Consider the following 21,617-nt stretch of genomic DNA (forward strand, 5'->3'; position numbering starts at 1 on the left):
GCCCCGCGCCCCTGACCGCCGAGTGGACGATCCCGACGGACACGCCGACGGCGTGTCCGTCGGGACGTTCCACCCGAGGGCTTCGCGGCGGTCACGGCCAGCCGAGGTGCCGGTCCCAGCGGTCGTCGGTGCGGGTGTACAGCACGCGCAGGTGCGCGCGGTCCGAGTCGCCCTGCCAGAGCTCGACGTGGTCCGGCACGACCGCCCACAGCTGCCACGTCGGCACCACGAGGCGCGGCTCGCGGTCGACGCGGGCGCGCGCCTCGGCGATGGCCGTGGTCATCTCCCCGACCGAGTGCAGCACCTCCCCCGGGCGGGACGCGAGGGCCGCGGCGCGGGAGCTCGGCGAGCGCCCGAGGAAGTCCGCGGCGGACGTGCCGTCGTCGAGCGGGCGCGCGGGGCCCGCCAGCCGGACCTGCCGGCCGAGCGGCTGCCAGTAGAACGTGAGCGCCGCCCGCGGGTTCTCGGCGAGGTCCCGGGCCTTGGTCGTGCGGGCGTCGGTCGCGAACACCCAGGCGCCGTCCACGACGTCCGCGAGCAGCACGACGCGGGAGGTGGGCGCCCCGTCGGCGCCGACGGTCGCGACGGTCATGGCGTGCGGCTCGGGGACCCCCGCGGCGACCGCGGCGGCGAACCACTCGCCGAACGCCTGCTCCGGGTCGCCGGGCAGGGCGTACGGGTCGACCTCGGGCAGGTCACCGGTCAGCGCGGGCAGGGCCCGGATCCGGTCCCGGATCGTCGGTCGCGGCATCATCGACCCAGTATCGACCGGGCGCGACGGCCGCGGCCGGGACACCGGCCGGGACCTCGGGGCCCCGGCCGGCGTGCCGGCGCCGGCGCGTCAGTCCAGCGCGAGCAGCGGGTCGCCCGCGGCGACCCGGGTGCCCGGCTCCGCGAGCCGGGTGAGCGAGTCGGGCTGCGCCTCGAGGCCGATGACCGGGCAGATGGCCGACCGGCCGCCGCCCTCGACCACCGCGGGGTCCCACTCGACGAGGAGCTGACCCTGCTCGACCGCGTCCCCCTCGGCGACGTGCAGGGTGAACCCCTCGCCGCCGAGCTGCACGGTGTTGATGCCGAGGTGCACCAGCACCCCGCGCCCGCCCTCGGCGAGCAGCACGAACGCGTGCGGGTGCAGCTTCGCGACGGTGCCCGCCACGGGGGCGACGACCGCGCGGCCCGCGTCGGGGTCGGGCTGCACCGCCAGGCCGGGCCCGACGATCTCGCCGGAGAACACCGGGTCGTCCACGTCCGCGAGGGCGTGCACGAGCCCGGCGACCGGGGCGAGGACCGTCAGAGCGGCCATCAGCGCAGGTCCTCGATGTCGGAGGCGAGGGTGTCCGCCTCGGGCCCGACGATGACCTGGACGACGGTGCCGGACTGCATGACGGCGATCGCGCCCGCCGCCTTCAGGACGGACTCGGTGACCTTCGACGGGTCCTCGACCTCGACGCGCAGCCGCGTGATGCACGGCTCCAGGTCGACGATGTTGGCGTCCCCGCCCAGTCCGGCGAGGATCTGCTCTGCCTTGCTCATGGTGTTCTCCTTCGGGTGGCTCAGTCGGTGGGGTCGGGGGTGGCCCCGGTGCGGGGGCCGGTCACATGAGGTCCTCGAGGTCGGACGCGAGGGTGTCGACGCTCGGTCCGATGACGACCTGGACCACGCGGCCGGACACCATCACACCGAACGCGCCGGCGGCACGCAGGGCGGCGGTGTCGACGCGGGACGGCTCCTTGACCAGCGAGCGCAGCCGGGTCGTGCACGGCTCCATCTCGTCGATGTTGCCCACGCCGCCGAGGCCGGCGAGGATCGCCGCCGCCTGGTCGGTGCCTGCGCGCGTCATCCGGTTCCTCCCGCTGGTCATGGCTGGGCCCCGACGGCCTCGGGCTGCGCGGAACGGACCCGCGGGACGAGGGCGGGGCCGGGGGCGCTGAGCGGCACCCACACGCTGTACCGGTCGCCGCGGTAGCAGGCGCGCGAGTACATGCAGGGGGTGTCGCTGCTGAAGGTGCGGCGGGTGGCGCGCAGGACGGCCCGGCTGGCGCGCAGGTCGAGCAGCGCGGCCTCCTCGTCGCTCGCCTCCGACGCGGTGAGCGTCTCCTCGCCCCACGACGGGTCGAGCCCGGCGGCCCGCAGCGCGTCGTGCAGGCTCGGCGGCGCGCCGTCGGCGAACAGGCCGGGCAGCAGCGCGACCGGCAGCCAGTGCTGCTCGATGCTCATGGGGCTGCCGTCGGCGTACCGGACGCGGGACAGGTGGTGCAGCGGGGCGCCGACGTCCGTGCCGAGGGCGTCGGCGGCCTCGGGGGTGGCGGGGACCGTGCGGGTGCCGAGCACCCGGGTCTCGGGGCGCATCCCGCGGCGGCGCATCTCCTCGCCGAATGTCGTGAGCCGCATCTCGAAGTCCATGGGCTGCGGGGCGACGAACGTGCCGCGGCCCTGCTCGCGCACCAGGACGCCCTCGGAGACGAGCGCGTCGACCGCCTGCCGGACCGTCATGCGGGAGACGCCGAACCGCTCGCACAGCGTCCGCTCGGACGGGATGGCGTCGCCCACGTGCAGCTCGGCCTCGACAAGGCCGGTGAGGAAGGAGCGGACCGCCTGGTACTTGTGGGCGGGCGGGGTCTGCTGCGCGTGCACGGCCTCACCCTCCCACCTCGGTCGACGTCGTCCGGACACCACCGGCGCGTCGCGGATCGACGTGCGGTCGGGCTGTGGTCCTTGACACATCTTCCGGTCTAGACCACTCTGACCGCAACTGGTCCAGACAACTTGCCGGACTCGACGGCGAACACGCAAGTTCCGTGCCTCCTCCCCCGGACGCACACCGCTCGCACGCACTCCGCACACCTGAAGACACCCGTCGCCGACGGGTCCTCCCCTCCGCCCCGGGCCGCCCTGCGGGACGCCCCGGAGCCGATCTTCCGACGAGGAGACACCATGACCGCCACCACGGTCGATGCCCCCAAGCGGGGCATCCCCGGCCTCGCGCAGCTGCAGCGCGTGGGCCGCTCGCTGATGCTGCCGATCGCCTCCCTGCCCGCCGCCGCGCTGCTGCTGCGCCTGGGCCAGGCCGACATGCTCGGCGCCGAGGGCCTGGGCCGGAGCGCCGACTGGCTGCTCCCGGTCGCCGACGTCCTGGCCGGCGCCGGCAACGCCCTGCTGGGCAACCTGCCGATGCTCTTCGCGCTCGGCGTCGCCGTCGGCTACGCCCGCAAGGCCGACGGCTCCACCGGCCTCGCCGCGCTCATCGGCTACCTGGTGTTCACGGGCGTCACCGACGCCCTGTCGCCGTACATCCTCGACCGGGCCGCCGAGGGCGAGACCCAGGAGCTGATCAACTACGGCGTCCTCGGCGGCATCGTGATCGGCCTGACCGCGGCGCTGCTCTTCCAGAAGTTCTACCGGATCAAGCTCCCGCCCTACCTGGCGTTCTTCGGCGGCCGCCGGTTCGTGCCGATCGTCACCGCCGGCGCGGCCGTGCTCATCGGCGTGCTCGCCTCGCTGATCTACCCGGCGTTCGACACCGTCTTCACCTCGGTCGGCGAGTGGGTCACCGGCTCGACCATCATCGGCGCGTTCGTGTTCGGCACCCTGAACCGCCTGCTGCTGCCGTTCGGCCTGCACCACCTGCTCAACTCGCTGCCGTGGTTCCAGTTCGGCTCCTACGACGCCGACGGCCAGACCTGGAACGGCGACATCGCGCGCTTCCTGCACGGCGACCCGACCGCGGGCACGTTCATGACCGGGTTCTTCCCGATCATGATGTTCGCCCTGCCGGCCGCCGCCCTGGCCATCGTGCACACCGCGAAGCCGAAGAACCGCAAGGTCATCGCCGGCATCATGGGCTCGGCCGCGCTCGTCGCGTTCGTCACCGGCGTCACCGAGCCGCTCGAGTTCGCGTTCGTGTACGTGGCCTACCCGCTGTACGCGATCCACGCCGTGCTGACCGGCACCTCGCTGGCCCTCGTCAACGCGCTCGACATCCGCAGCGGGTTCGGGTTCTCCGCGGGCGCCATCGACTACCTGCTGAACTTCCGGATCGCCGAGCAGCCGCTGCTGCTCATCGTGATCGGACTGGTCTACGCGGTCATCTACTACTTCCTGTTCCGCTTCATGATCCTGAAGTTCAACTTCAAGACCCCCGGCCGCGAGGACGACCCCGTCGCCGAGGGTGCGGGCGACGAGGTCGCCGAGCGGACCGAGCGCACGGAGCGCACCGAGCCGGCGACGGTCCCGGCCGGTCGCGCCGAGACCCGGGCCGACGACCCGGCCCGCCGTGCCGACGGCGCCGGCAGCGCCGACGGAGGACGGGTGTGACGCTCGCACTGCGCGGCGTCGGGGTCAGCCCCGGGACGGGCGCCGGCATGGTCCTCACCATGCCGGCGCCCGTCGCCGAGCCCCCCGCCGCCTCCCTGCCCGCCGGCGCCGACCCCGAGGCCGCCGTCGCGGCGATCGAGGCCGCCACCGCCGGCGTGCAGGCCGACCTGACCGCCGCGGCGGCGACGGCCTCCGGGACCGCCGCCGAGGTGCTGACCGTGGCCGCCGCGATGGCCGCCGACCCCGCGCTCGCCGCGGACGCCGGCCGGCGGGTCCGCTCCGAGGGCCGCACGCCCGAGCGCGCCGTCTGGGAGGCCGCGGCGGTGGTGATCGACCAGCTCGCCGCGCTCGGCGGCTACATGGCCGAGCGCACCCGCGACGTCGCGGACATCCGCGACCGGGTGGTCGCCCGGCTGACCGACGTCCGCCCGCCCGGCGTCCCGGACCCGGGGCACCCCTTCGTGCTGGTCGCGCGGGACCTGGCGCCGGCCGACACCGCGACGCTCGACCCCGGCAGGGTCGTCGCGATCGTCACCGTGGGCGGCGGGCCGACGTCCCACACCGCGATCCTCGCCCGGTCGCTCGGCATCCCCGCGGTCGTGGCCGCGCCGGACGCGGCCGACCTGGTCGACGGGGAGACGGTCGTCGTCGACGGCTCGGCCGGTGTGCTGCTGCGGGAGCCGACGGCCGAGGACCTCGCCGCCGCCGACCGCGCCCGCAGCCGCCGGGACCGCGCGTTCACGGGCGTCGGGGCCACGGCCGACGGCCACCACGTGCAGCTGCTCGCCAACGTGGCCGACCCGTCGGGCGCGCAGGCCGCGGCCGACGCCGGCGCCGAGGGCGTGGGCCTGTTCCGCACCGAGTTCTGCTTCCTCGGCCGCACCGAGGAGCCGTCCGTCGAGGAGCAGGTCCGGGCCTACCGCACCGTGCTCGCGGCGTTCGGCGGCAAGAAGGTCGTCGTCCGGACGCTCGACGCGGGCGCCGACAAGCCGCTGCCGTTCGTCACCGCCGAGGGCGAGCCGAACCCGGCGCTCGGCGTGCGCGGGCTGCGCACGGCGGTCAAGCACCCCGAGGTGCTGGACCGACAGCTGGACGCGATCGCCCAGGCGGCGAGCGCCGAGAGCGCCGAGGTCTGGGTGATGGCCCCGATGGTCGCCACGCCCGACGAGGCCGAGGCGTTCGTGCGGCAGTGCGAGGCGCACGGGCTGCGCCAGGCGGGCGTCATGGTCGAGGTGCCCGCGGCGGCCCTGTGCGCCACGGCGGTGCTGGAGCACGCGCGGTTCGCGAGCCTCGGCACCAACGACCTCACCCAGTACGCCATGGCGGCCGACCGGGAGCTCGCCGACCTGGCGCCCCTGTCGACCCCGTGGCAGCCCGCGGTGCTGGCGCTGGTCGCGGCGACCTGCCGCGGCGGCACCGACACCGGCCGGCCCGTGGGCGTCTGCGGCGAGGCCGCCGCCGACCCGGTGCTCGCGCCGGTGCTGGTCGGGCTGGGCGTGACGTCCCTGTCGATGACGCCGCGCGCGCTCGCGGACGTCGCGGCGGTGCTGGCGGAGGTCACGCTGGAGGACTGCCGCCGCGTCGCCGCGCTGGCCGTCGGCGCAGGGACCGCGGAGGCCGGCCGCGCGGCCGTGCGCGACGCGCTCCCGGTGCTGGCAGACCTGGGGCTGTAGCCGCCCGCCGGCCGCCCGCCGACGCAGACGACGAGGCCCCGCGCACCACCTCGGTGCGCGGGGCCTCGTCGTGCGGGCGCGGGGCGCCGGTCAGGCGATCTCGGTCTGCCGCAGGAACGCCTCGAGGGCGTCCAGGCTGGCCTCGGCGTCGGGGCCGTCGGCCTCGGTGGCGAGCACCACGGTCTCCCCCGCTGCCGCACCGAGCGTCATGATGCCGAGGATGCTGGCGGCCTGGACCGGGGCGGCGTCGCCCTTGCGGACCGTGACGGGCACCGGCTGCTTGCCTGCCTCCGCCACGAACAGGGCGGCGGGCCTGGCGTGCAGACCCTCGGCGATGGCGACGACGACGGACCGTTCCATGGGGGCGACCTCCGGGGTGGGGCTGTCGTGCCCGGCTTTGGGCACGCCCCGACTGTAACTGGTCTGGACCACCTGCGGAAGGCGAGGCGGCAGGACTCAGCCGCCGCGGACCTCGTCGACGCCCTTGTTGGCGAGCTGGTCCGCGCGTTCGTTGCCCGGGTCCCCCGCGTGCCCCTTCACCCAGTGCCACGCGATCGCGTGCCGGGCGACCTGCGCGTCGAGCGCCTGCCACAGCTCCTGGTTCTTCACCGGCTTCTTGTCGGCGGTGCGCCAGCCGTTGCGCTTCCACCCGGCGATCCACTTCGTGACGCCCTGCATCACGTACTGCGAGTCGACGTGCAGGTCCACCCGGCACGACTGGTTCAGGGCCTTGAGACCCTCGATGACCGCGGTCAGCTCCATGCGGTTGTTCGTGGTGAGCTTGTCGCCGCCGAACAGCTCGCGCTCGTGGCCGTTCGACCGCAGCAGCGCGCCCCAGCCGCCGGGACCCGGGTTGCCCTTGCAGGCGCCGTCGGTCCACATCTCGACGGCGGGCGGGGTGGAGGTGTCGGCTGCGCTCACGGTCGCCCACTCTAGGGCGGGCCGGGACATGGGAGGATCGGGCGGTGCCCACCCCCGCCCGCAGGACCCTCGCCGACCGGGTCCCGGCGGACCCGCACGACGCCGACGCCCTCTACGCCGCCTTCACCGGATGGGCCGCCGACCAGGGGCTGACGCTCTACCCGCACCAGGACGAGGCGCTGCTGGAGCTGGTGACCGGCTCGCACGTCATCCTGTCGACGCCCACCGGCTCCGGGAAGTCCCTCGTGGCGACGGCCGCGCACTTCGTCGCGCTCGCGCAGGGCCGCCGCACGTACTACACCGCGCCGCTGAAGGCCCTGGTCAGCGAGAAGTTCTTCGCGCTGGTGGAGGCGTTCGGCTCCGCGAACGTCGGCATGATGACCGGCGACTCGGCCGTGAACCCCGGGGCGCCGATCATCTGCTGCACCGCGGAGATCCTCGCCAACGTCGCGCTCCGCCAGGGCCCGCGGGCGGACATCGGCCAGGTCGTCATGGACGAGTTCCACTTCTACTCCGACCCGCAGCGCGGCTGGGCCTGGCAGGTGCCGCTGCTGGAGCTCCCGCGCTCCCAGTTCCTCCTCATGTCCGCGACGCTCGGGGACGTCTCGTTCTTCGCCGAGGACATCGAGCGCCGCACCGACGTGCCCGTCGCGGTGGTGGCGGGTGCGGAGCGGCCGGTGCCGCTGTCGTTCACCTACGAGGTCGAGCCGCTGCACGAGCTGCTGGAGATGCTGGTGCAGACCGGCCGCTCCCCCGTCTACGTCGTGCACTTCACGCAGAAGGAGGCCGTCGAGCGGGCGCAGTCGCTGCTGTCGATGACGCTGGCCTCGCGCGAGCAGCGGGACCGCATCACCGACGAGCTCGGCGACTTCCGGTTCGGCCCGGGCTTCGGGAAGACGCTGTCGCGGCTGCTGCGGCACGGCGTCGGGGTGCACCACGCCGGGATGCTGCCGAAGTACCGCCGGGTGGTCGAGCGGCTGACCCAGAAGGGCCTGCTGCGCGTCGTGTGCGGCACCGACACCCTCGGCGTCGGCATCAACGTGCCGATCCGCACCGTGCTGCTCACGTCGCTCGTGAAGTACGACGGCACCCGCATGCGGCACCTGTCGGCCCGGGAGTTCCACCAGATCGCCGGGCGCGCCGGGCGCGCGGGGTACGACACCACCGGCGAGGTGCTGGTGCTCGCGCCGGAGCACGTCATCGAGAACCGCAAGGCCCTGGCCAAGGCCGGCGACGACCCCAAGAAGCTCAAGAAGATCGTCCGCAAGCAGGCCCCGCCCGGGATGGTGAACTGGACGGACAAGACGTTCGAGCGCCTCCGGGACTCCGAGCCCGAGCCGCTGACGTCGTCGTTCTCGGTGTCGCACGCGATGGTGCTCAACGTCCTGGCTCGCGAGGGCGACCCGGTCGAGGCGATGAAGCACCTGCTGCTCGACAACCACGAGCCGGAGTCGAGCAAGGGCCGGCTGGTCCGGCAGGCCATCGCGATCTACCGCTCCCTGCGCGCCGCCGGCGTCGTCGAGCGCGTCGTCGAGCCCGGGCCCGGGCCGGAGCGCCTGCGCCGCACCGTCCGCCTCACCGTCGACGTCCCGCCGACGTTCGCGCTGAACCAGGCGCTGTCCCCGTTCGCGTACGCCGCGCTCGACCTGCTGGACATCGAGGACCCCGGGTACGCGCACGACGTCGTGTCCGTCATCGAGGCGACGCTGGACGACCCGCGCCAGGTGCTCGCCGCGCAGGAGAACAAGGCCCGCGGCGAGGCGGTCGCCGCCATGAAGGCGGACGGCATCGAGTACGAGGAGCGGATGGCGCTGCTCGAGGACGTGTCGTACCCGAAGCCCCTCGCCGAGCTGCTGGACGCGTCGTTCCGGATCTACAAGCAGACGAACCCGTGGGTGGCCGACCACGAGCTCTCCCCGAAGTCCGTCGTCCGGGAGATGCACGAGCGCGCCGCGACCTTCGCGGAGTACGTCTCCCTGTACCAGCTGGACCGCACCGAGGGCGTGCTGCTGCGGTACCTCGCCGACGCGTTCCGGGCGCTCCGGCAGACGGTGCCGGACGACGCCCGGACCGAGGAGCTGCACGAGATCATCGAGTGGCTCGGCGACCTGGTGCGGCGCACCGACTCCAGCCTGCTCGACGAGTGGGAGCGGCTCGCGCACCCGGAGGACCTGGACGACGCCACCGTCACCGAGTCCCGCCCCGAGGACGACGCACCGCCGCCGGTCACCACCAACAAGCGCGTGTTCCGGGCACTGGTCCGCGGCGCGATGTTCCGCCGGGTCGACCTCGCCGCCCGCGAGGCGTACCCGGCGCTGGCCGCGCTCGGCGACCTGGACACCGACGACGCCCCGTGGACGGCCGACCGCTGGTCCGAGGCGCTCGACCCCTTCTACGACGACCACGACGAGATCCTCACCGGCCCCGCCGCCCGCGGACCGGCGCTGTTCCAGGTGGACCAGCGTCCCGACGGGCACGGCGAGGCCGGCGCGCGCGGGGACCTGTGGTTCGTCCGGCAGCTCCTGGACGACCCGGCCGGCGACCACGACTGGCGGATCGACGCCCTGGTCGACCTGCCCGCGTCGGACGCGGCCGGGGAGGTCGTGCTGCGGGTGCTGGCGGTCGGGCCGCTCTGACCTGCGGGGGCATCGCGGAACGGTCGCCGTAAGGACAGGCAAACCTGCATCTGCGCAGGTCAGGCGTGCCTTTCCTTCGATGACAGCGCGCCCCGACCGGCCTACCGTGGCGGTATGAGCACGCTGTCGACGCACCTCCTGGACCGGCCCCGCCGCTGCGGCCGCCCTGCCCCGGCACCGTCGACCCCGCGGCCCGCCGCGGACCTGCCCACCGCCGAACGCGTGAACTGGCTCCGCGCGGGTGTGCTCGGCGCCAACGACGGCATCGTCTCCGTGGCCGCGACGGTCGTGGGCGTGGCCGGCGCCGCGACCGGGGTCTCGACGCTCGCCGTGGCCGGCGTCGCGGCGCTCGTCGCCGGTGCGCTGTCGATGGCCGCCGGCGAGTACGTCTCGGTGAGCAGCCAGCGGGACGCCGAGCGCGTCCTGCGGGACCACGGGCTGCGCGACGCCGAGGAGGGGCTGACGAACCCGTGGCACGCGGCGCTCGCGTCGCTGCTGGCGTTCGTCGCCGGCGGCGTCGTCCCGCTGCTCGTCGTGCTCGCCCCCTGGGGCGGCGGGCGGATCGCCGCCACGTTCGCGGCCGTCGTGCTCGCGCTCGTCGTGACCGGCACCGTCAGCGCCCGCCTCGGTGGTGCGCCCGCGAGCCGCGCGGTGCTGCGCAACGTCGTGGGCGGCTCGATCGCGATGCTCGTCACCTACGGCATCGGCGCCCTGGTCGGCCTCGCGGTCTGACGCTCGGGCGCCCTCACCCGCCCAGGAGCCGACCGCCGACCACCACGACGGCGACGACGGCGAGCACCACGGCCGCGAGCCCGGCGTCGCGGGGCCCGAGCGGCACCGGGCGCCAGAGGGTGCGCGGCCGCGTGGACAGCCCGCGCGACTCCAGCGCGAGCGCGATCCGCTCCGCGTCCCGCACCGACGAGACCAGCAGCGCGAACGCCGAGCGCCCCAGGTGCCGCCACCCGCCGCGGGGCCGCCCGTCGCGGGCCAGCGGGGCGCGGACCAGGTGCGCCGCCCGGATCGTCGCCCACCGGCGCGGCAGCCCGGCGAGCACCCGGTGCCCCGCGAGCAGCGCGTACGCGTAGCGCGGGCCGACCCGGGCGTGCTGCGTCAGGCTCACCATGAGGTCCCGCGGCGGCGTGCTGGCGAGGAACGCCACCGTGCACACCCCGATCACCAGCCCGCGCGCCGCCAGCGCCGCCCCGACGGCGAGGCCCTCGCGCGTCCCCGGCACGACCCCGCCCGCGACCAGCGGCTCCCCGGGCCGGCTCAGCGCGTTGACCAGCAGCACGCCCACGGCGAAGGTCCAGAACGGCACCTGCGCGCGCAGCAGCGTGCGCCCGCGCACCCCGGCTGCCCAGCGCGCCGCGGCCAGCCCGAGCAGGTACAGGGCCAGCAGCGTGACCGCGTCCAGCAGGGCGAGCGTCACCACCGACACCGCGACGACGAGCGCGAGCTTGACGGTCGGGTTCCGGGCCTCGAGCAGCGTCACGCGACCCGCACCTCCGTAGGCACCGGGGCGCGGCGGTCGAGCGCGACGAGCGCGTCCCGCAGCCGCCCCGCGTCGTCGACCGCGTCGGCCAGCCACCGCAGCAGCAGGGGCGGCCGGAGCCGCGCGGCCGCGAGCAGGTCCGCGTCGCGCAGCAGGGCGAGCGGGTCGACGTCCGCGACCAGCCGGCCCTCGGCCACCGCGAGGACGCGGTCCGCGCACGTGGCCACCGCCCGCAGGTCGTGGCAGGAGAACAGCACGCCCCGCCCGCCCCGCGCGGCGTCGGTCAGCGCCCGCAGCGCCCCGGCGGTCCCGAGCCGGTCGAGCCCGAACGTCGGCTCGTCGGCCAGCAGGAACGGGCGGTCGTGCACCAGCATCGCGGCCAGGCTCAGCCGTCGCTGCTGACCGCCGGACAGGCGGTGCGGGTCCCGGTCGGCGAGCCGCGTCAGGCCGAAGTCCGCGAGCGCGGCCTCGACGCGCGCCTGCGTCGCGGGGCCGGGCGGGAGTCCGACGGCGACCTCCGCTCGCACCGTGCTGCCCGCGAGCTGGTGCTCCGGGTTCTGCAGGACGAGGCCCGGCCGCGGCCCCTCGACGGTCCCCGCGACCGGCGGGAGCAGCCCGGCGAGGCACGCGAGCAGCGTCGACTTGCCGGCCCCGTTGGGCCCCACCAGCGCGACCACCTCGCCGGTGCGCAGCGTCAGGTCGACGTCGCGCAGGACCGGGGCCGGGGCGGGCGCGCGCCGGCTCCCCCGGGCACGCGCGGGCGACACCGCCAGGCCGCGCGCGGCGAGCACGGGCGCACCCGGGGACGGCTCCGCGACGGCCGGCGGCTGCGCCGACGGTGCCGGCGGCGCCCCGGACGCCAGCTCCAGGAGCCCCCGGCGGTGGTCGGGCGACCCGACGGGGCCGCCGAGGACCGCGGCGAGCTCGACCTCGAGCGGCAGCCAGCACCCGCGCGCCAGCAGCTCCGGCCCGGCCTCGGCCGCGACGTCGCGCGCGGGGCCGTCGTGCGTCACCCGCCCCGCCCGGTCCAGCACGACCCAGCGCCCGGGCAGCGCCGCGAGCCCGGCGTCCCCCGCGAGCTCGTCCAGCCGGTGCTCGACCAGGACGCACGCCGCCCCGGTCGCGTCCCGCACCGAGGGCAGGGCGTCCCGCACCGCCGCGACGCCGTCGCCGTCCAGCATCGAGGTCGGCTCGTCCAGCAGGAGGAGGCGCGGCCGGGCGACCACCGCGGCGGCGAGCGCGACGCGCTGCAGCTCGCCGCCCGAGAGCGCGTCCGTCCGCCGCCCGAGCAGGTGCGTGGCCCCCGTCGCGCCCAGGGCGGCGCCCACGGCGGGGCCCATGCCCGCGGGGTCCGCCCCGAGGTTCTCCAGCGGGAACGCGACCTCGTCCGCCACCTCGGTCAGGCACACGCCGGTCTCCGGGTCCTGGGCCAGCACGCCGACCACGTCCGCGAGGCCCGCCACACCGTGGTCGGCGACCGCGCGGCCCGCGACCTGGACGGTGCCGGTGACCCGGGCCGGCACGGCGTGCGGGACGGCGCCGTGCAGGCAGCGCAGCAGCGTCGACTTGCCGGAGCCGGACGGTCCGAGCAGCAGGACCTGCTCCCCCGGTGCGAGCCGCAGGTCGACCGGCCCGATCCCGTCGCCACCGGGGAACACCGCCTCCAGGCCACGCGCGACGAGCACGTCCGCCCCCGGGGCGGGTTCAGCCGGCACGACGCGCCGCCACGGGCGCGCCGTCGGCCGCCGCCCGCCCGATCGCGAAGCCGTCCAGCACGCCGGTGCGGTGCAGCGCGTCGACGACCACCCGCGCCAGCAGGCCCCCGAGCAGCACGCCCGACGCGGCCTGGAGCACGAAGCGCAGCAGCAGCACGTCCTGCCCGTACCAGCCGAACCGGAACGCCGACCACGCGAACACCAGGCTCGCCCCGAGCAGCCCCGACACGGCGAACCGCGCCCAGCCGAACCGGCGGTAGCGGCCGAGCGCGAACGGGATCTCGCTCCCCAGGCCCTGGAGCAGGGCGGCGACGACCAGCAGCGGCCCCACCGGGGACCCGAGGAAGACCACCTCGACGACCGACGCCAGCACCTCCGCGAGGACCCCGACCCCGGGGCGGCGGATGATCGCGAGCGCGATCGGCGCGACGAGCAGCCAGCCGCCCAGCAGCACGTGCTGCGCGAGGTCGCCGGCCGGACCCATGAGCACGGCGAGGCCGTTCCACGCCTGCACCAGCGCCCAGTACAGGAAGCCGAAGACGACCCCGAGCACGACCATCAGCACGATGTCCTTGGTCGCGAGCGGCCTGCGCCGCGCCCCCGGCTCAGCCACGGGTCCGGGACGGGCTGTTGAGGGACAGGGTCACGTGGCTGGTCACGTGCTGCACGCCGCGCCCGACCCGGGCCCACGCGCCGACGACCGTCTCGACCACCGCGCCGACGTCGCCCTCCAGCCGGGTCACGAAGTGCTCGGAGCCGCGGAACGTCCCCGCGACCCGGGCGAGCTCGATCGCCGCCTCGATGTCGCGCATGTGGTCGGGCACGACCCCCGCCCGCACGTCGTCCACCAGCGGGTAGAGGGCCCACTCGGCGACGGCCACCCGACCGGTCCGGCGCCCGGGCGGCAGGTCGACCGGGCGGGGCCCCGCGCCGCCGGGCAGCTCGCAGCGGACCTCGCCGGGGCAGCCGCGGGACAGGTGCAGCGTCACCGCGGCGTGCTCCCCGGTGGCGGCCACAGCGTCCACGAGGTCGGTCAGGTAGCGCAGCAGGTCCGCCTCGTGGCCGCCGACGTACGTGCTGACGTCGCCCGTCGCCACGACCAGGCCGCTGCGGTCGACCCCGGCGAGCACGGAGAGGAGCACGTCCGCGTAGTCGTCCGCCATCACGGCCACCGTCACGCGCGCCCCCACGCCGAAGCGCAGCGGGTCGGCCGTGAGGTCCTCTGGCTCGTCGGTCCGCGGGTGCGGGGCGGTGCGGGTCCCGGTCATCGTCGTCCTCCTGCGCTGGTCGGTCTCAGCACGGGAGGGCGCACGGACGGGAGTCCGGCGTCCTGCGATGTCGCTCCCTGCGCTGGCATGACCCAGATCAGGTTCTACGGTCGGAGTTCGAGTACTCCCTCTCAGCCCGGCTCACCGGACTCCCGTGCTGCTCGGAACGCTAGCAGCAGGTCCCGGGGTGCCACACCGTCCTAGGGTGGGGCCGTGAGCCGGTCGAAGCAGTCGCCCTCGGGGACGCCCGCCCTCGCGGCCCTCGCCGCGGCCGGCGTCCCGCACACCGCCCACCCGTACGAGCACGACCCGCGCAGCACCGTCGGCTACGGCCTGGAGGCGGCCGAGGTGCTGGGCGTCGAGCCCGAACGGGTCTTCAAGACGCTGATGGCGTCGGTCGACGGCGAGCTCACCGTGGCGGTCGTCCCGGTCACCGGGAAGCTGGACCTCAAGGCGCTCGCGCAGGCGGCGGGCGGCAAGAAGGCCGTGATGGCCGACCCCGCCGCGGCCGAGCGCGCCACCGGGTACGTGGTCGGCGGGATCTCCCCGCTCGGGCAGAGGACGCCGCACCCGACCGTCGTGGACGAGACGGTCTTGCTGTTCGACACGGTGCTGGTCTCCGGCGGCCGGCGCGGGCTGGACGTCGAGCTCGCGCCCGACGACCTGGTCCGGCTCACCTCCGCGACCGTGGCGGCCGTCGCCCGGGACTGAGCCCGGGCGACTGCCGCCACACGTCATCGCGAGCTGCGCGCGAGCGTCCGCACCCCGACCAGCAGCCCGAGGGCCGCGGTCAGCACCGCCGCGACCGCGCCCCACAGCACCGTGCTCGACACCACGTCCCCGGCGAACAGCGCGCGCTCCGCGTCCACCACGTACCGCAGCGGGTTGAGGTCCGCCGCGACCTGCATCCACCGCGGGCCGGTCTCCAGCGGCAGCAGCATCCCGGACAGGATGAGCAGCGGGAACAGCAGCGTCTGCTGCACGACCCAGAACATCCAGTCCTGCTTCCGGACCGCGATGGCGAGCGCGTAGGACAGCGAGCCGATGCCGACGCCGAACACCGCGAGCACCAGCAGCCCGGTCAGCGCGCCCACCGGGTCGAACGTGAACCCGAACGGCAGCATCACGGCCAGCACCACCACGGACTGCGCGACGATCGGGACCATCTCCTTCCAGGAGCGCCCGACGAGCTGCGCGGACCGGGCCAGCGGCGTGACGAGCAGCCGCTCGTGCGCGCCGGTCTGCATCTCGAACAGCAGGTTCGCCCCGGTGGTCGAGGTGCCGAACAGCGTGGTCATCACGAGGATGCCGGGCACGAACCACGCCCACACGTCACCCCCGGGCAGCCCCGCGCCGACCGAACCGGCGAGCAGCGGCCCGAACAGCGCCAGGAACACGACCGGCTGGATCAGCCCGAACACCACCGAGAACGGGTCCCGGAGCGTCGGCATCAGCTCGCGCGTCATCACGAGCCACGCGTCTCCCCACCAGGACCGCGACGCCTCGCGCGCGGGCAGGGTCTCGGTCACGGGTGTCGGCGTCGTCGCGGTCATGCCGCCACCTCCACGGGCTCGCCCGGCCGCGCAGCGCCCTCTTCGCGCAGGCTGCGGCCGGTCAGGGACAGGAACACGTCATCGAGCGTGGGCTGGTGCCCCTCGGCGCGGGCGACGCGGATGCCGCGCGCGGCGGCCTCGGTCAGGACGGCGGGCAGGGCGGTCGGGGCGTCGGCGACGCGCGCCTGGACCGCGAGGCCGTCGACGCGGACGTCGCGGGCGCCGTCGGCCCGGGCCAGCACCGCGGCGAGCGCGGGGGCGTCGACCGGGTCGGCGACGGCGAGCGCGAGCCGGTCGCCGGCGAGGGTGTGCTTGAGCGCGGCGGCGGTGTCGTCGGCGATCACCTGCCCGTCGTCGACGACGACCACCCGCTCGGCCATCGAGTCGGCCTCGTCGAGGTAGTGCGTCGTCAGGACGACGGTCATGTCGTGCGCCGCGCGCAGCCGCAGGATGTGCTCCCACAGGTTGGCGCGGTTGTGCGGGTCGAGGCCCGTCGACGGCTCGTCGAGGAACAGCAGCCGCGGCGCGTGCACGAGGCCCAGCGCGACGTCGAGGCGCCGGCGCTGGCCGCCGGACAGGTCCGAGACCTTCCGGCGCGCGAGCGGCTCGAGGTCCAGCTGGGCCATGAGCTCGGCGGCCCGGCGCCGGGCGTCGCGCCGGTCGAGCCCGTAGACGACGCCCTGGACCACGAGCTCGTCGAGCGCCCGCTGGGCGTGGCCGGCGCCGTTGCCCTGCCCGACGTACCCGATGCGCCGCCGCACGGCCGCGGGCTGCTCCCGGATGTCCGCGCCGGCGACGCGCGCGGTCCCGGCCGTGGGGGCGATCAGCGTGGTGAGCATCCGGATGGTGGTGGTCTTGCCGGCCACGTTCGGGCCGAGGACGGCCACGAGCTCGCCGGGCGCGATGTCCAGGTCGATGCCCCGCACCGCGTGCACCGTCTCGCCCTTGCCGCCCGCGAAGTCCTTGGTCAGTCCGCTGGTGTGGATCACAGCGCCTCCCTCAGTCAGGTCTGTGTCGGTGGAGATCCCCACCCTGCTCCGGGTAGCGGTCAGATCCTGTCCGCTACCGGGTGCAGACTTCGGGACATGTCGACCCACCTCGGCACCGAGCCCGCGACACCGTCGTCGCGCCTGCTGACTCTGCTCTCGCTGCTCCAGACCCGCCGGGACTGGCCCGGGGACGTCCTGGCGGACCGCCTCGGGGTCAGCCCGCGGACCGTCCGGCGTGACGTCGACCGGCTGCGCGTCCTCGGCTACCCCGTGCACGCCACCAAGGGGCCGGAGGGCGGGTACCGGCTGGCCGCCGGCACCGCGATGCCGCCGCTCATGCTGGACGACGAGCAGGTGGTGGCCCTCACGGTCGCGCTGCAGGTGGCCAGCACCGGGGTCGACGGGCTGGACGACGCCGCTGCCCGCGCCCTGGCGACGCTCCGCCAGGTGCTGCCCGCGCGCCTGCGCGCGCGCGTCGAGGGGCTGGAGCTCACCGCGGTGCGCCGCCCGGAGGGGCCGGCCGAGGAGCGCGTCGACACCGAGACGCTCATGGCCATCGGGGCGGCCATCCGGGCCCGCGAGGTGCTGCGGTTCGACTACCGGGCACCGGACGACGGCACCGGCCGCCCCGCCGACCCCGCGCCGCGCCGCGCGGAGCCCCACCACCTCGCGACGCGCGGGCGGCGCTGGTACCTCGTGGCGTGGGACCTCGACCGCGCCGACTGGCGCACGTTCCGCGTGGACCGGGTGCGGCCGCGCACGCCGACCGGGCCCAGGTTCGAGCGCCGGAGGCTGCCCGCCCCGGACGTCGCCGCGTACCTGCAGCGGCAGTTCTCCGGGGTCGCGCTCCCCTGCCGGGGCGAGGCCGTGCTCGAGGCCCCGGCCTCGGTGGTCGCCCGGTGGGCCGGCCCCACGGACGTCGTCGAGCCCATCGACGCGCACCGCTGCCGGATCGTCTCCGGCTCGTGGTCCTGGGGCGGGCTGGCCGCCTCCCTGGGGATGTTCGACGTGCCGCTGACCGTGGTCGGCCCGCCGGAGCTCCGGGCGGCGGCGCGGGAGCTGGCCGGGCGGTACGCGGCGGCCTCCGGCGCGGGCGCCGCCACCGGTTAGGGTCGGGCACATGACCTCGGGGGCGACGGGCGTGGCGGAGCGGCTCGCGCGCGTCCGCGCCCGGATCGCCGCCGCCGAGGCGGCCGCCGGCCGGCAGCCCGGGTCGGTGCGGCTGCTGCTGGCGACCAAGACCCTCGACGCCCCGACGGTCCGGTCGGCCGTGCTGGCGGACCTGGCGGCGACCGCGACCACCGCGGGCCCGGCGCGGCGCGCGCTGATCGGCGAGAACCGGGTGCAGGAGCTCGTCGCCAAGGCCCCCGACCTGGCCGACCTCGCGCCGGAGCTGCACGTGATCGGGCCGCTGCAGTCCAACAAGGTGAACGCTGCGCTGCGCTGGGCGACCTGCGTGCAGAGCGTCGACTCCGCCGCGCTGGCCGAGCGCCTGGCCCGCCGCTGCGCCGACACGGACCGGAGCCTGGACGTGCTCGTGCAGGTCAACGTCTCGGCGGAACCGACCAAGCACGGGGTGGCGCCGACGGACGCGCTGGACGTGGTCCGCGCGGTCGCCGGGCTGGACCGGCTGCGGCTGCGCGGCTTCATGACGGTCGGCGCGAACACCACCGACGACCGCGAGGTCCGCGCCGGCTACGCCGCGCTGCGCGACCTGCGGGACAAGGTCGCGCACTCCGGCGAGCCGGGGACCGCCGACGCCCTGGAGCTGTCGATGGGGATGAGCAGGGACCTGGAGGCGGCCGTCGCCGAGGGGGCCACGATCGTCCGCGTCGGGACGGCGGTGTTCGGGGCCCGGCCCGCGGCGGCCGCGACCCCCGGGGCGCCGGCGTGACCGACGACCGCCGGTTCCCCCGCTCGGTCTACGGCCGCGGCGACGAGCCGGACGCCCGGTTCTCGCTGGCCAACGAGCGGACGTTCCTCGCGTGGCTGCGCACCTCGCTGGCGCTGCTGGCCGGCGGGGTGGCGCTCGAGGCGCTGGAGCTGCCGCTGCACCCCGGCCTGCGCCTCGCCGCCGCGGTGGTCCTCGTCGTGCTCGGGGTGCTCGCACCCGTGCAGGCGTGGGCCGGCTGGGCCCGCTCGGAGCGCGCGATCCGCGAGCGGCGGCCGCTGCCCGCGCCGGTGCTCGCCGGGCCGCTCGCGGCCGGCCTCCTGCTCGCGGGCCTGCTCGTGCTGCTCGGGATGGTGCTGCCCTGAGCGGCGACAGCGCGACCCCGCCCGGGGTCCAGGCGGAGCGGACGACGCTCGCCTGGCACCGGACGGCGCTGTCGCTCGCGGTCGGCGCCCTCGCGGCGGGCCGCGTGCTGGAGCCGGTGACCGGTGCCTGGGTGTGGGCGCTCGCGGTGGCCGGCGCCCTGGTGGCCGGCGCGCTCGGGTGGGCCGGGGGCCGGCGGTCCCGCGCGTGGGCCCTGGTGCTGGCCGGCGGCCACGGCGACCCCCCGGTGCGCGCACCGGGTGCGGGCCTGCTGGCTGCCGCGGCGCTCGGCAGCCTCGTGCTCGGCGGCGCCGCGGCGGCGCTCGTCCTGGCCTGAGCGGGGGCGGGGGAGGGCGCCGGTCAGCGCCCGTACGCCGCGAACGGCCGGTCCGTCGGCACGATCTCCTTGCCGAGCGGCACCAGCGACACCGGGATCATCTTGAGGTTGGCGATCGCGAGCGGGATGCCGACGATCGTGATCGCCTGGGCCACGGCGGTCGTCACGTGCCCGATCGCGAGCCAGATGCCCGCGACCAGCACCCAGATCACGTTGCCGACCGCCGACATCGCGCCCGCGCGCGGGTGGTCGACGACCGTCCGGCCGAACGGCCACAGCGCGTAGCCGGCGATCCGGAGCGACGCGATGCCGAACGGGATCGTCACGATCAGCACGCAGCAGACCACGCCCGCGAGCACGTACCCGAGCGCGAGCCAGATGCCGCCGAACAGCAGCCAGATGATGTTGAGGAGTGCCTTCACGGTCCCCAGCCTGTCAGCCCGCACCGGCCGCGCGCATCGGGGACTCCCCCGAGCCGACCCCGGTTCACGGCACGCGCGCGGTCCACTCCGGGTTGCCGAACTTCGTCTCGACGAGCTCCTGGGCCCGCGCGAGCTCCTCGGGCCGCAGCGCGCCGTCGACCGTCCGGTACCGGGACCGGAAGTACGCGATGAACGCGTCGATCACGGCCTCGCGGGGCATGCCCGTCTGGGACCGCACGGGGTCGACGCGCTTGTTCGCGCTGGCGGTGCCCTTGTCCGACAGCTTCTCGCGGCCGATCCGCAGCACCTCGACCATCTTGTCCGCGTCGATGTCGTACGCCATCGTCATGTGGTGCAGCACGGCGCCGCCGGCCAGGCGCTTCTGGGCGGAGCCCGCGATCTTGCCCGCCGGGGAGGCGATGTCGTTCAGGCCGGAGAACGTCGCCGTCACCCCGACCTCCGCGAGCGCGCCGATCACCCAGTCGTCGAGGAACCGGTACGACTGCTCGAACGACAGGCCGTCGACCAGCGACGCGGGCACCACGAGCGAGAACGTGATGCAGTTCCCGGCCTCCATGAACATCGCGCCGCCGCCGGAGATCCGCCGGACCACGGTGACGTCGTGCTTCGCCACGCCCTCGGGGTCGACCTCGTTGCGCAGCGACTGGAACGAGCCGATGAACACGGCCCGCTCCTCCCACTCCCAGAACCGCAGGGTGGGACCGCGCCGGCCCGCGGCGAGCTCCTCGGTGAGCACCTGGTCGAGCGCGCCCAGCACGGCCGGCGGCAGCGGCCCCGGGTGGATCAGCTCGAACGTGTGGTCCTGCCAGCTCGTCGCGTGCCCGAGCGCGCGGCGCACCGCGATCGCGACGGCCTCGGCGGAGAACCCGACCATCTGCACGGGGACGTCGAGCCGGCCGTCGGACTCCGCCCGGCGCAGCCCCGCCTCCACCGCCGCGGTCAGGTCGGGCACCCGCGCCTCGGCGGGCTGCCCGCGCAGCGCCTCGTCGATCACCGCCAGGGCCGCGTCGGGCTCCAGGAAGAAGTCGCCGCTGACGCTCACGTCCGCGAGCGCGCCGTCGACCACCTCCACGTCCGCTGCCACGAGCTTGCCACCGGGGACCTTGTACTCACCGCGCACGGTCCCGATCGTAGGCCCCTGACCGGGGCGTCCGGCGGGACGGCCCCGGGACGGGCTCAGCCCAGGGCGTCGAGGGCGCGCTGGGCGCTGCTGCGGGCGACCGCCGCGAGCACGCCGGGGTCGGCCGGGACCATCGCCGCGTCCGCGCCCGAGACGGTCGTCGTCACCAGGGCGTTCGCGGCCAGCGCGGTGACCTCGACCTCCGGGCTGCTCGCCCCCTCGGCGGTGAGCGTCATGCGGCGCACCACGGTGGACACCGCGCCGCGCGCGGTCGTGGGCTGCTCCGCCGACCAGGCCGCGCCGTCGACGCCCGGGGTGGACTGCTCGTAGGTGTCGCACGCGCCCAGCGTGCCGACCAGCACGTCGAACGCGTCACCAGCGGCCGTCGCGTCGGCCAGCACCATCACGGACTGGATGACCGTGACCGTGTCGTCGGTGGCGAACTGCCGCTGGAACACCTCGGGCTCCTGCTCGACCACCGTCACCGCCGGGGTGCACTCCGACGGGGAGACCCGGGACCCGGTCGGCAGCCCCCACCGCGCCTCGTCCGCGGCGTCGAGGGTCAGGCCGGCGGCGTCCGGCACGGCTTCCGCGAGCTCCGCGTCGGTGAGGAACAGGTCGGCCGCCGAGGCGGCGTCGAACCCGGCCCTCGCCGCGGGCCCGGGCGCGGGCGCGGTGCTGCCCGTGGGCGCGGGCGTGGTGGTGCTCGGCGAGGCCGAGCCGGGGGCCCGCGGCTGGCTCGCGGCCGGAGCCGTCCACGGGTGCCACGCGAGCAGCACACCCGCCGCGAGCGCCACGACGAGCACCAGAAGCCACGGCCAGAACCGGGAGCGGTCGCGCGCGCCGTCGGGCGGCGTGGGCTCGGCCATCGGGTCCTCCTCGGGCAGGGCGGCGCTCCCCAC

The 21,617-nt window shown here is 75.9% G+C and carries 25 protein-coding genes and 1 riboswitch; of the genes, 9 read left to right on the plus strand and 16 right to left on the minus strand.

Going from position 1 to position 21,617, the window contains the following annotated elements; all coding sequences use genetic code 11:
- Positions 1–91: 91 nt before the first annotated feature.
- From QNH85_RS10230 to QNH85_RS10250, 5 genes are all read right to left on the minus strand, one after another.
- Positions 92–754: a pyridoxine/pyridoxamine 5'-phosphate oxidase gene (locus tag QNH85_RS10230; protein WP_282946254.1), complete on the minus strand. Its 663-nt coding sequence runs from the start codon at positions 752–754 to the stop codon at positions 92–94.
- A gap of 87 nt (positions 755–841) precedes the next feature.
- A complete protein-coding gene (locus QNH85_RS10235) occupies positions 842–1,303 on the minus strand; it encodes a PTS sugar transporter subunit IIA (protein ID WP_282946255.1) in 462 nt (153 codons plus the stop codon).
- Positions 1,303–1,533 carry a PTS sugar transporter subunit IIB gene (locus tag QNH85_RS10240; RefSeq protein ID WP_147796028.1) on the minus strand — a complete coding sequence of 77 codons (231 nt, stop codon included), beginning with the start codon at positions 1,531–1,533 and terminating at the stop codon, positions 1,303–1,305. Before QNH85_RS10240 ends, QNH85_RS10235 begins: the two co-directional genes overlap by 1 nt.
- A gap of 61 nt (positions 1,534–1,594) precedes the next feature.
- On the minus strand, positions 1,595–1,840 hold the full coding sequence (locus QNH85_RS10245; protein WP_282946259.1) for a PTS sugar transporter subunit IIB: 246 nt from the start codon (positions 1,838–1,840) through the stop codon (positions 1,595–1,597).
- A gap of 17 nt (positions 1,841–1,857) precedes the next feature.
- Complete coding sequence (locus QNH85_RS10250; RefSeq protein ID WP_282946261.1) at positions 1,858–2,634, minus strand: GntR family transcriptional regulator; 777 nt, start codon at positions 2,632–2,634, stop codon at positions 1,858–1,860.
- Positions 2,635–2,934: 300 nt separating this feature from the next.
- On the opposite strand from QNH85_RS10250, the gene QNH85_RS10255 reads away from it, so the two are divergent.
- Positions 2,935–4,314, plus strand: a complete 1,380-nt coding sequence (locus tag QNH85_RS10255; protein WP_282946263.1) for a PTS transporter subunit EIIC — start codon at positions 2,935–2,937, stop codon at positions 4,312–4,314.
- Positions 4,311–5,987 carry a phosphoenolpyruvate--protein phosphotransferase gene (gene ptsP, locus QNH85_RS10260; RefSeq protein WP_428830391.1) on the plus strand — a complete coding sequence of 559 codons (1,677 nt, stop codon included), beginning with the start codon at positions 4,311–4,313 and terminating at the stop codon, positions 5,985–5,987. Before QNH85_RS10255 ends, ptsP begins: the two co-directional genes overlap by 4 nt.
- 90 nt (positions 5,988–6,077) lie before the next feature.
- On the opposite strand, the gene QNH85_RS10265 is transcribed toward ptsP, so the two are convergent.
- Together QNH85_RS10265 and rnhA are read right to left on the minus strand one after the other, a co-directional pair.
- A complete protein-coding gene (locus QNH85_RS10265) occupies positions 6,078–6,392 on the minus strand; it encodes an HPr family phosphocarrier protein (protein ID WP_346016309.1) in 315 nt (104 codons plus the stop codon).
- A gap of 51 nt (positions 6,393–6,443) precedes the next feature.
- Complete coding sequence (gene rnhA / locus QNH85_RS10270) at positions 6,444–6,908, minus strand: ribonuclease HI (RefSeq protein ID WP_428830392.1); 465 nt, start codon at positions 6,906–6,908, stop codon at positions 6,444–6,446.
- Between the two features lie 44 nt (positions 6,909–6,952).
- Here rnhA and QNH85_RS10275 point away from each other — a divergent pair, with 44 nt between their 5' ends.
- Positions 6,953–9,544, plus strand: coding sequence for a DEAD/DEAH box helicase (locus tag QNH85_RS10275; protein ID WP_282946265.1), 2,592 nt, complete (start codon positions 6,953–6,955; stop codon positions 9,542–9,544).
- Between the two features lie 114 nt (positions 9,545–9,658).
- Positions 9,659–10,276: a VIT1/CCC1 transporter family protein gene (locus QNH85_RS10280; RefSeq protein WP_282946267.1), complete on the plus strand. Its 618-nt coding sequence runs from the start codon at positions 9,659–9,661 to the stop codon at positions 10,274–10,276.
- A 13-nt stretch (positions 10,277–10,289) separates the two neighbouring features.
- On the opposite strand, the gene QNH85_RS10285 is transcribed toward QNH85_RS10280, so the two are convergent.
- The 4 genes from QNH85_RS10285 to QNH85_RS10300 are packed head-to-tail and all read right to left on the minus strand — an operon-like array spanning position 10,290 to position 14,019.
- A complete protein-coding gene (locus tag QNH85_RS10285; RefSeq protein ID WP_282946269.1) occupies positions 10,290–11,036 on the minus strand; it encodes an energy-coupling factor transporter transmembrane component T family protein in 747 nt (248 codons plus the stop codon).
- Entirely contained in the window at positions 11,033–12,751 is a 1,719-nt protein-coding gene (locus tag QNH85_RS10290; protein ID WP_282946270.1) for an ABC transporter ATP-binding protein, read from the minus strand. Before QNH85_RS10290 ends, QNH85_RS10285 begins: the two co-directional genes overlap by 4 nt.
- Positions 12,741–13,364, minus strand: coding sequence for an ECF transporter S component (locus QNH85_RS10295; protein ID WP_282946271.1), 624 nt, complete (start codon positions 13,362–13,364; stop codon positions 12,741–12,743). The genes QNH85_RS10290 and QNH85_RS10295 overlap by 11 nt, the downstream gene beginning before the upstream one ends.
- Positions 13,357–14,019, minus strand: coding sequence for a YkoF family thiamine/hydroxymethylpyrimidine-binding protein (locus QNH85_RS10300; protein ID WP_282946272.1), 663 nt, complete (start codon positions 14,017–14,019; stop codon positions 13,357–13,359). Before QNH85_RS10300 ends, QNH85_RS10295 begins: the two co-directional genes overlap by 8 nt.
- 57 nt (positions 14,020–14,076) lie before the next feature.
- Positions 14,077–14,185, minus strand: a riboswitch (TPP riboswitch).
- Between the two features lie 47 nt (positions 14,186–14,232).
- On the opposite strand from QNH85_RS10300, the gene ybaK reads away from it, so the two are divergent.
- Positions 14,233–14,730, plus strand: coding sequence for a Cys-tRNA(Pro) deacylase (gene ybaK, locus QNH85_RS10305; protein ID WP_282946274.1), 498 nt, complete (start codon positions 14,233–14,235; stop codon positions 14,728–14,730).
- A gap of 23 nt (positions 14,731–14,753) precedes the next feature.
- Here ybaK and QNH85_RS10310 read toward each other — a convergent pair whose 3' ends face one another.
- Together QNH85_RS10310 and QNH85_RS10315 are read right to left on the minus strand one after the other, a co-directional pair.
- Positions 14,754–15,572, minus strand: a complete 819-nt coding sequence (locus QNH85_RS10310; protein ID WP_282946276.1) for an ABC transporter permease — start codon at positions 15,570–15,572, stop codon at positions 14,754–14,756.
- Positions 15,569–16,561 (minus strand): ATP-binding cassette domain-containing protein, encoded by a 993-nt coding sequence (locus QNH85_RS10315; RefSeq protein ID WP_282946277.1) that lies wholly within the window; start codon positions 16,559–16,561, stop codon positions 15,569–15,571. The genes QNH85_RS10310 and QNH85_RS10315 overlap by 4 nt, the downstream gene beginning before the upstream one ends.
- Positions 16,562–16,657: 96 nt before the next feature.
- Here QNH85_RS10315 and QNH85_RS10320 point away from each other — a divergent pair, with 96 nt between their 5' ends.
- From QNH85_RS10320 to QNH85_RS10335, 4 genes are all read left to right on the plus strand, one after another.
- On the plus strand, positions 16,658–17,671 hold the full coding sequence (locus QNH85_RS10320; protein WP_282946278.1) for a helix-turn-helix transcriptional regulator: 1,014 nt from the start codon (positions 16,658–16,660) through the stop codon (positions 17,669–17,671).
- A gap of 10 nt (positions 17,672–17,681) precedes the next feature.
- Entirely contained in the window at positions 17,682–18,455 is a 774-nt protein-coding gene (locus tag QNH85_RS10325) for a YggS family pyridoxal phosphate-dependent enzyme (RefSeq protein WP_282946280.1), read from the plus strand.
- On the plus strand, positions 18,452–18,817 hold the full coding sequence (locus tag QNH85_RS10330; protein ID WP_282946282.1) for a YidH family protein: 366 nt from the start codon (positions 18,452–18,454) through the stop codon (positions 18,815–18,817). The genes QNH85_RS10325 and QNH85_RS10330 overlap by 4 nt, the downstream gene beginning before the upstream one ends.
- A gap of 104 nt (positions 18,818–18,921) precedes the next feature.
- Positions 18,922–19,152, plus strand: a complete 231-nt coding sequence (locus tag QNH85_RS10335; protein WP_282946284.1) for a hypothetical protein — start codon at positions 18,922–18,924, stop codon at positions 19,150–19,152.
- 23 nt (positions 19,153–19,175) lie between these two features.
- On the opposite strand, the gene QNH85_RS10340 is transcribed toward QNH85_RS10335, so the two are convergent.
- The 3 genes from QNH85_RS10340 to QNH85_RS10350 all read right to left on the minus strand — a co-directional run bounded on the left by QNH85_RS10340 (position 19,176) and on the right by QNH85_RS10350 (position 21,584).
- Positions 19,176–19,574, minus strand: coding sequence for a YccF domain-containing protein (locus tag QNH85_RS10340; RefSeq protein WP_282946286.1), 399 nt, complete (start codon positions 19,572–19,574; stop codon positions 19,176–19,178).
- Positions 19,575–19,638: 64 nt separating this feature from the next.
- On the minus strand, positions 19,639–20,715 hold the full coding sequence (lplAB, locus tag QNH85_RS10345) for a lipoate-protein ligase LplAB (RefSeq protein WP_282946287.1): 1,077 nt from the start codon (positions 20,713–20,715) through the stop codon (positions 19,639–19,641).
- 56 nt (positions 20,716–20,771) lie between these two features.
- Positions 20,772–21,584 carry a sensor domain-containing protein gene (locus QNH85_RS10350; RefSeq protein ID WP_282946288.1) on the minus strand — a complete coding sequence of 271 codons (813 nt, stop codon included), beginning with the start codon at positions 21,582–21,584 and terminating at the stop codon, positions 20,772–20,774.
- Between the last annotated feature and the right edge of the window lie 33 nt (positions 21,585–21,617).

Source organism: Cellulomonas endometrii, from assembly GCF_949769265.1.
In the GTDB taxonomy this organism is placed as follows: domain Bacteria; phylum Actinomycetota; class Actinomycetes; order Actinomycetales; family Cellulomonadaceae; genus Cellulomonas; species Cellulomonas endometrii.

Coding starts and splice junctions, on each gene's coding strand:
- QNH85_RS10230 (WP_282946254.1), bottom strand. CDS start 754: ATGATGCCGCGACCGACGATCCGGGACCGGATCCGGGCCCTGCCCGCG.
- QNH85_RS10235 (WP_282946255.1), bottom strand. CDS start 1,303: ATGGCCGCTCTGACGGTCCTCGCCCCGGTCGCCGGGCTCGTGCACGCC.
- QNH85_RS10240 (WP_147796028.1), bottom strand. CDS start 1,533: ATGAGCAAGGCAGAGCAGATCCTCGCCGGACTGGGCGGGGACGCCAAC.
- QNH85_RS10245 (WP_282946259.1), bottom strand. CDS start 1,840: ATGACGCGCGCAGGCACCGACCAGGCGGCGGCGATCCTCGCCGGCCTC.
- QNH85_RS10255 (WP_282946263.1), top strand. CDS start 2,935: ATGACCGCCACCACGGTCGATGCCCCCAAGCGGGGCATCCCCGGCCTC.
- QNH85_RS10280 (WP_282946267.1), top strand. CDS start 9,659: ATGAGCACGCTGTCGACGCACCTCCTGGACCGGCCCCGCCGCTGCGGC.
- QNH85_RS10300 (WP_282946272.1), bottom strand. CDS start 14,019: ATGACCGGGACCCGCACCGCCCCGCACCCGCGGACCGACGAGCCAGAG.
- QNH85_RS10310 (WP_282946276.1), bottom strand. CDS start 15,572: ATGACCGCGACGACGCCGACACCCGTGACCGAGACCCTGCCCGCGCGC.
- QNH85_RS10320 (WP_282946278.1), top strand. CDS start 16,658: ATGTCGACCCACCTCGGCACCGAGCCCGCGACACCGTCGTCGCGCCTG.
- QNH85_RS10325 (WP_282946280.1), top strand. CDS start 17,682: ATGACCTCGGGGGCGACGGGCGTGGCGGAGCGGCTCGCGCGCGTCCGC.
- QNH85_RS10350 (WP_282946288.1), bottom strand. CDS start 21,584: ATGGCCGAGCCCACGCCGCCCGACGGCGCGCGCGACCGCTCCCGGTTC.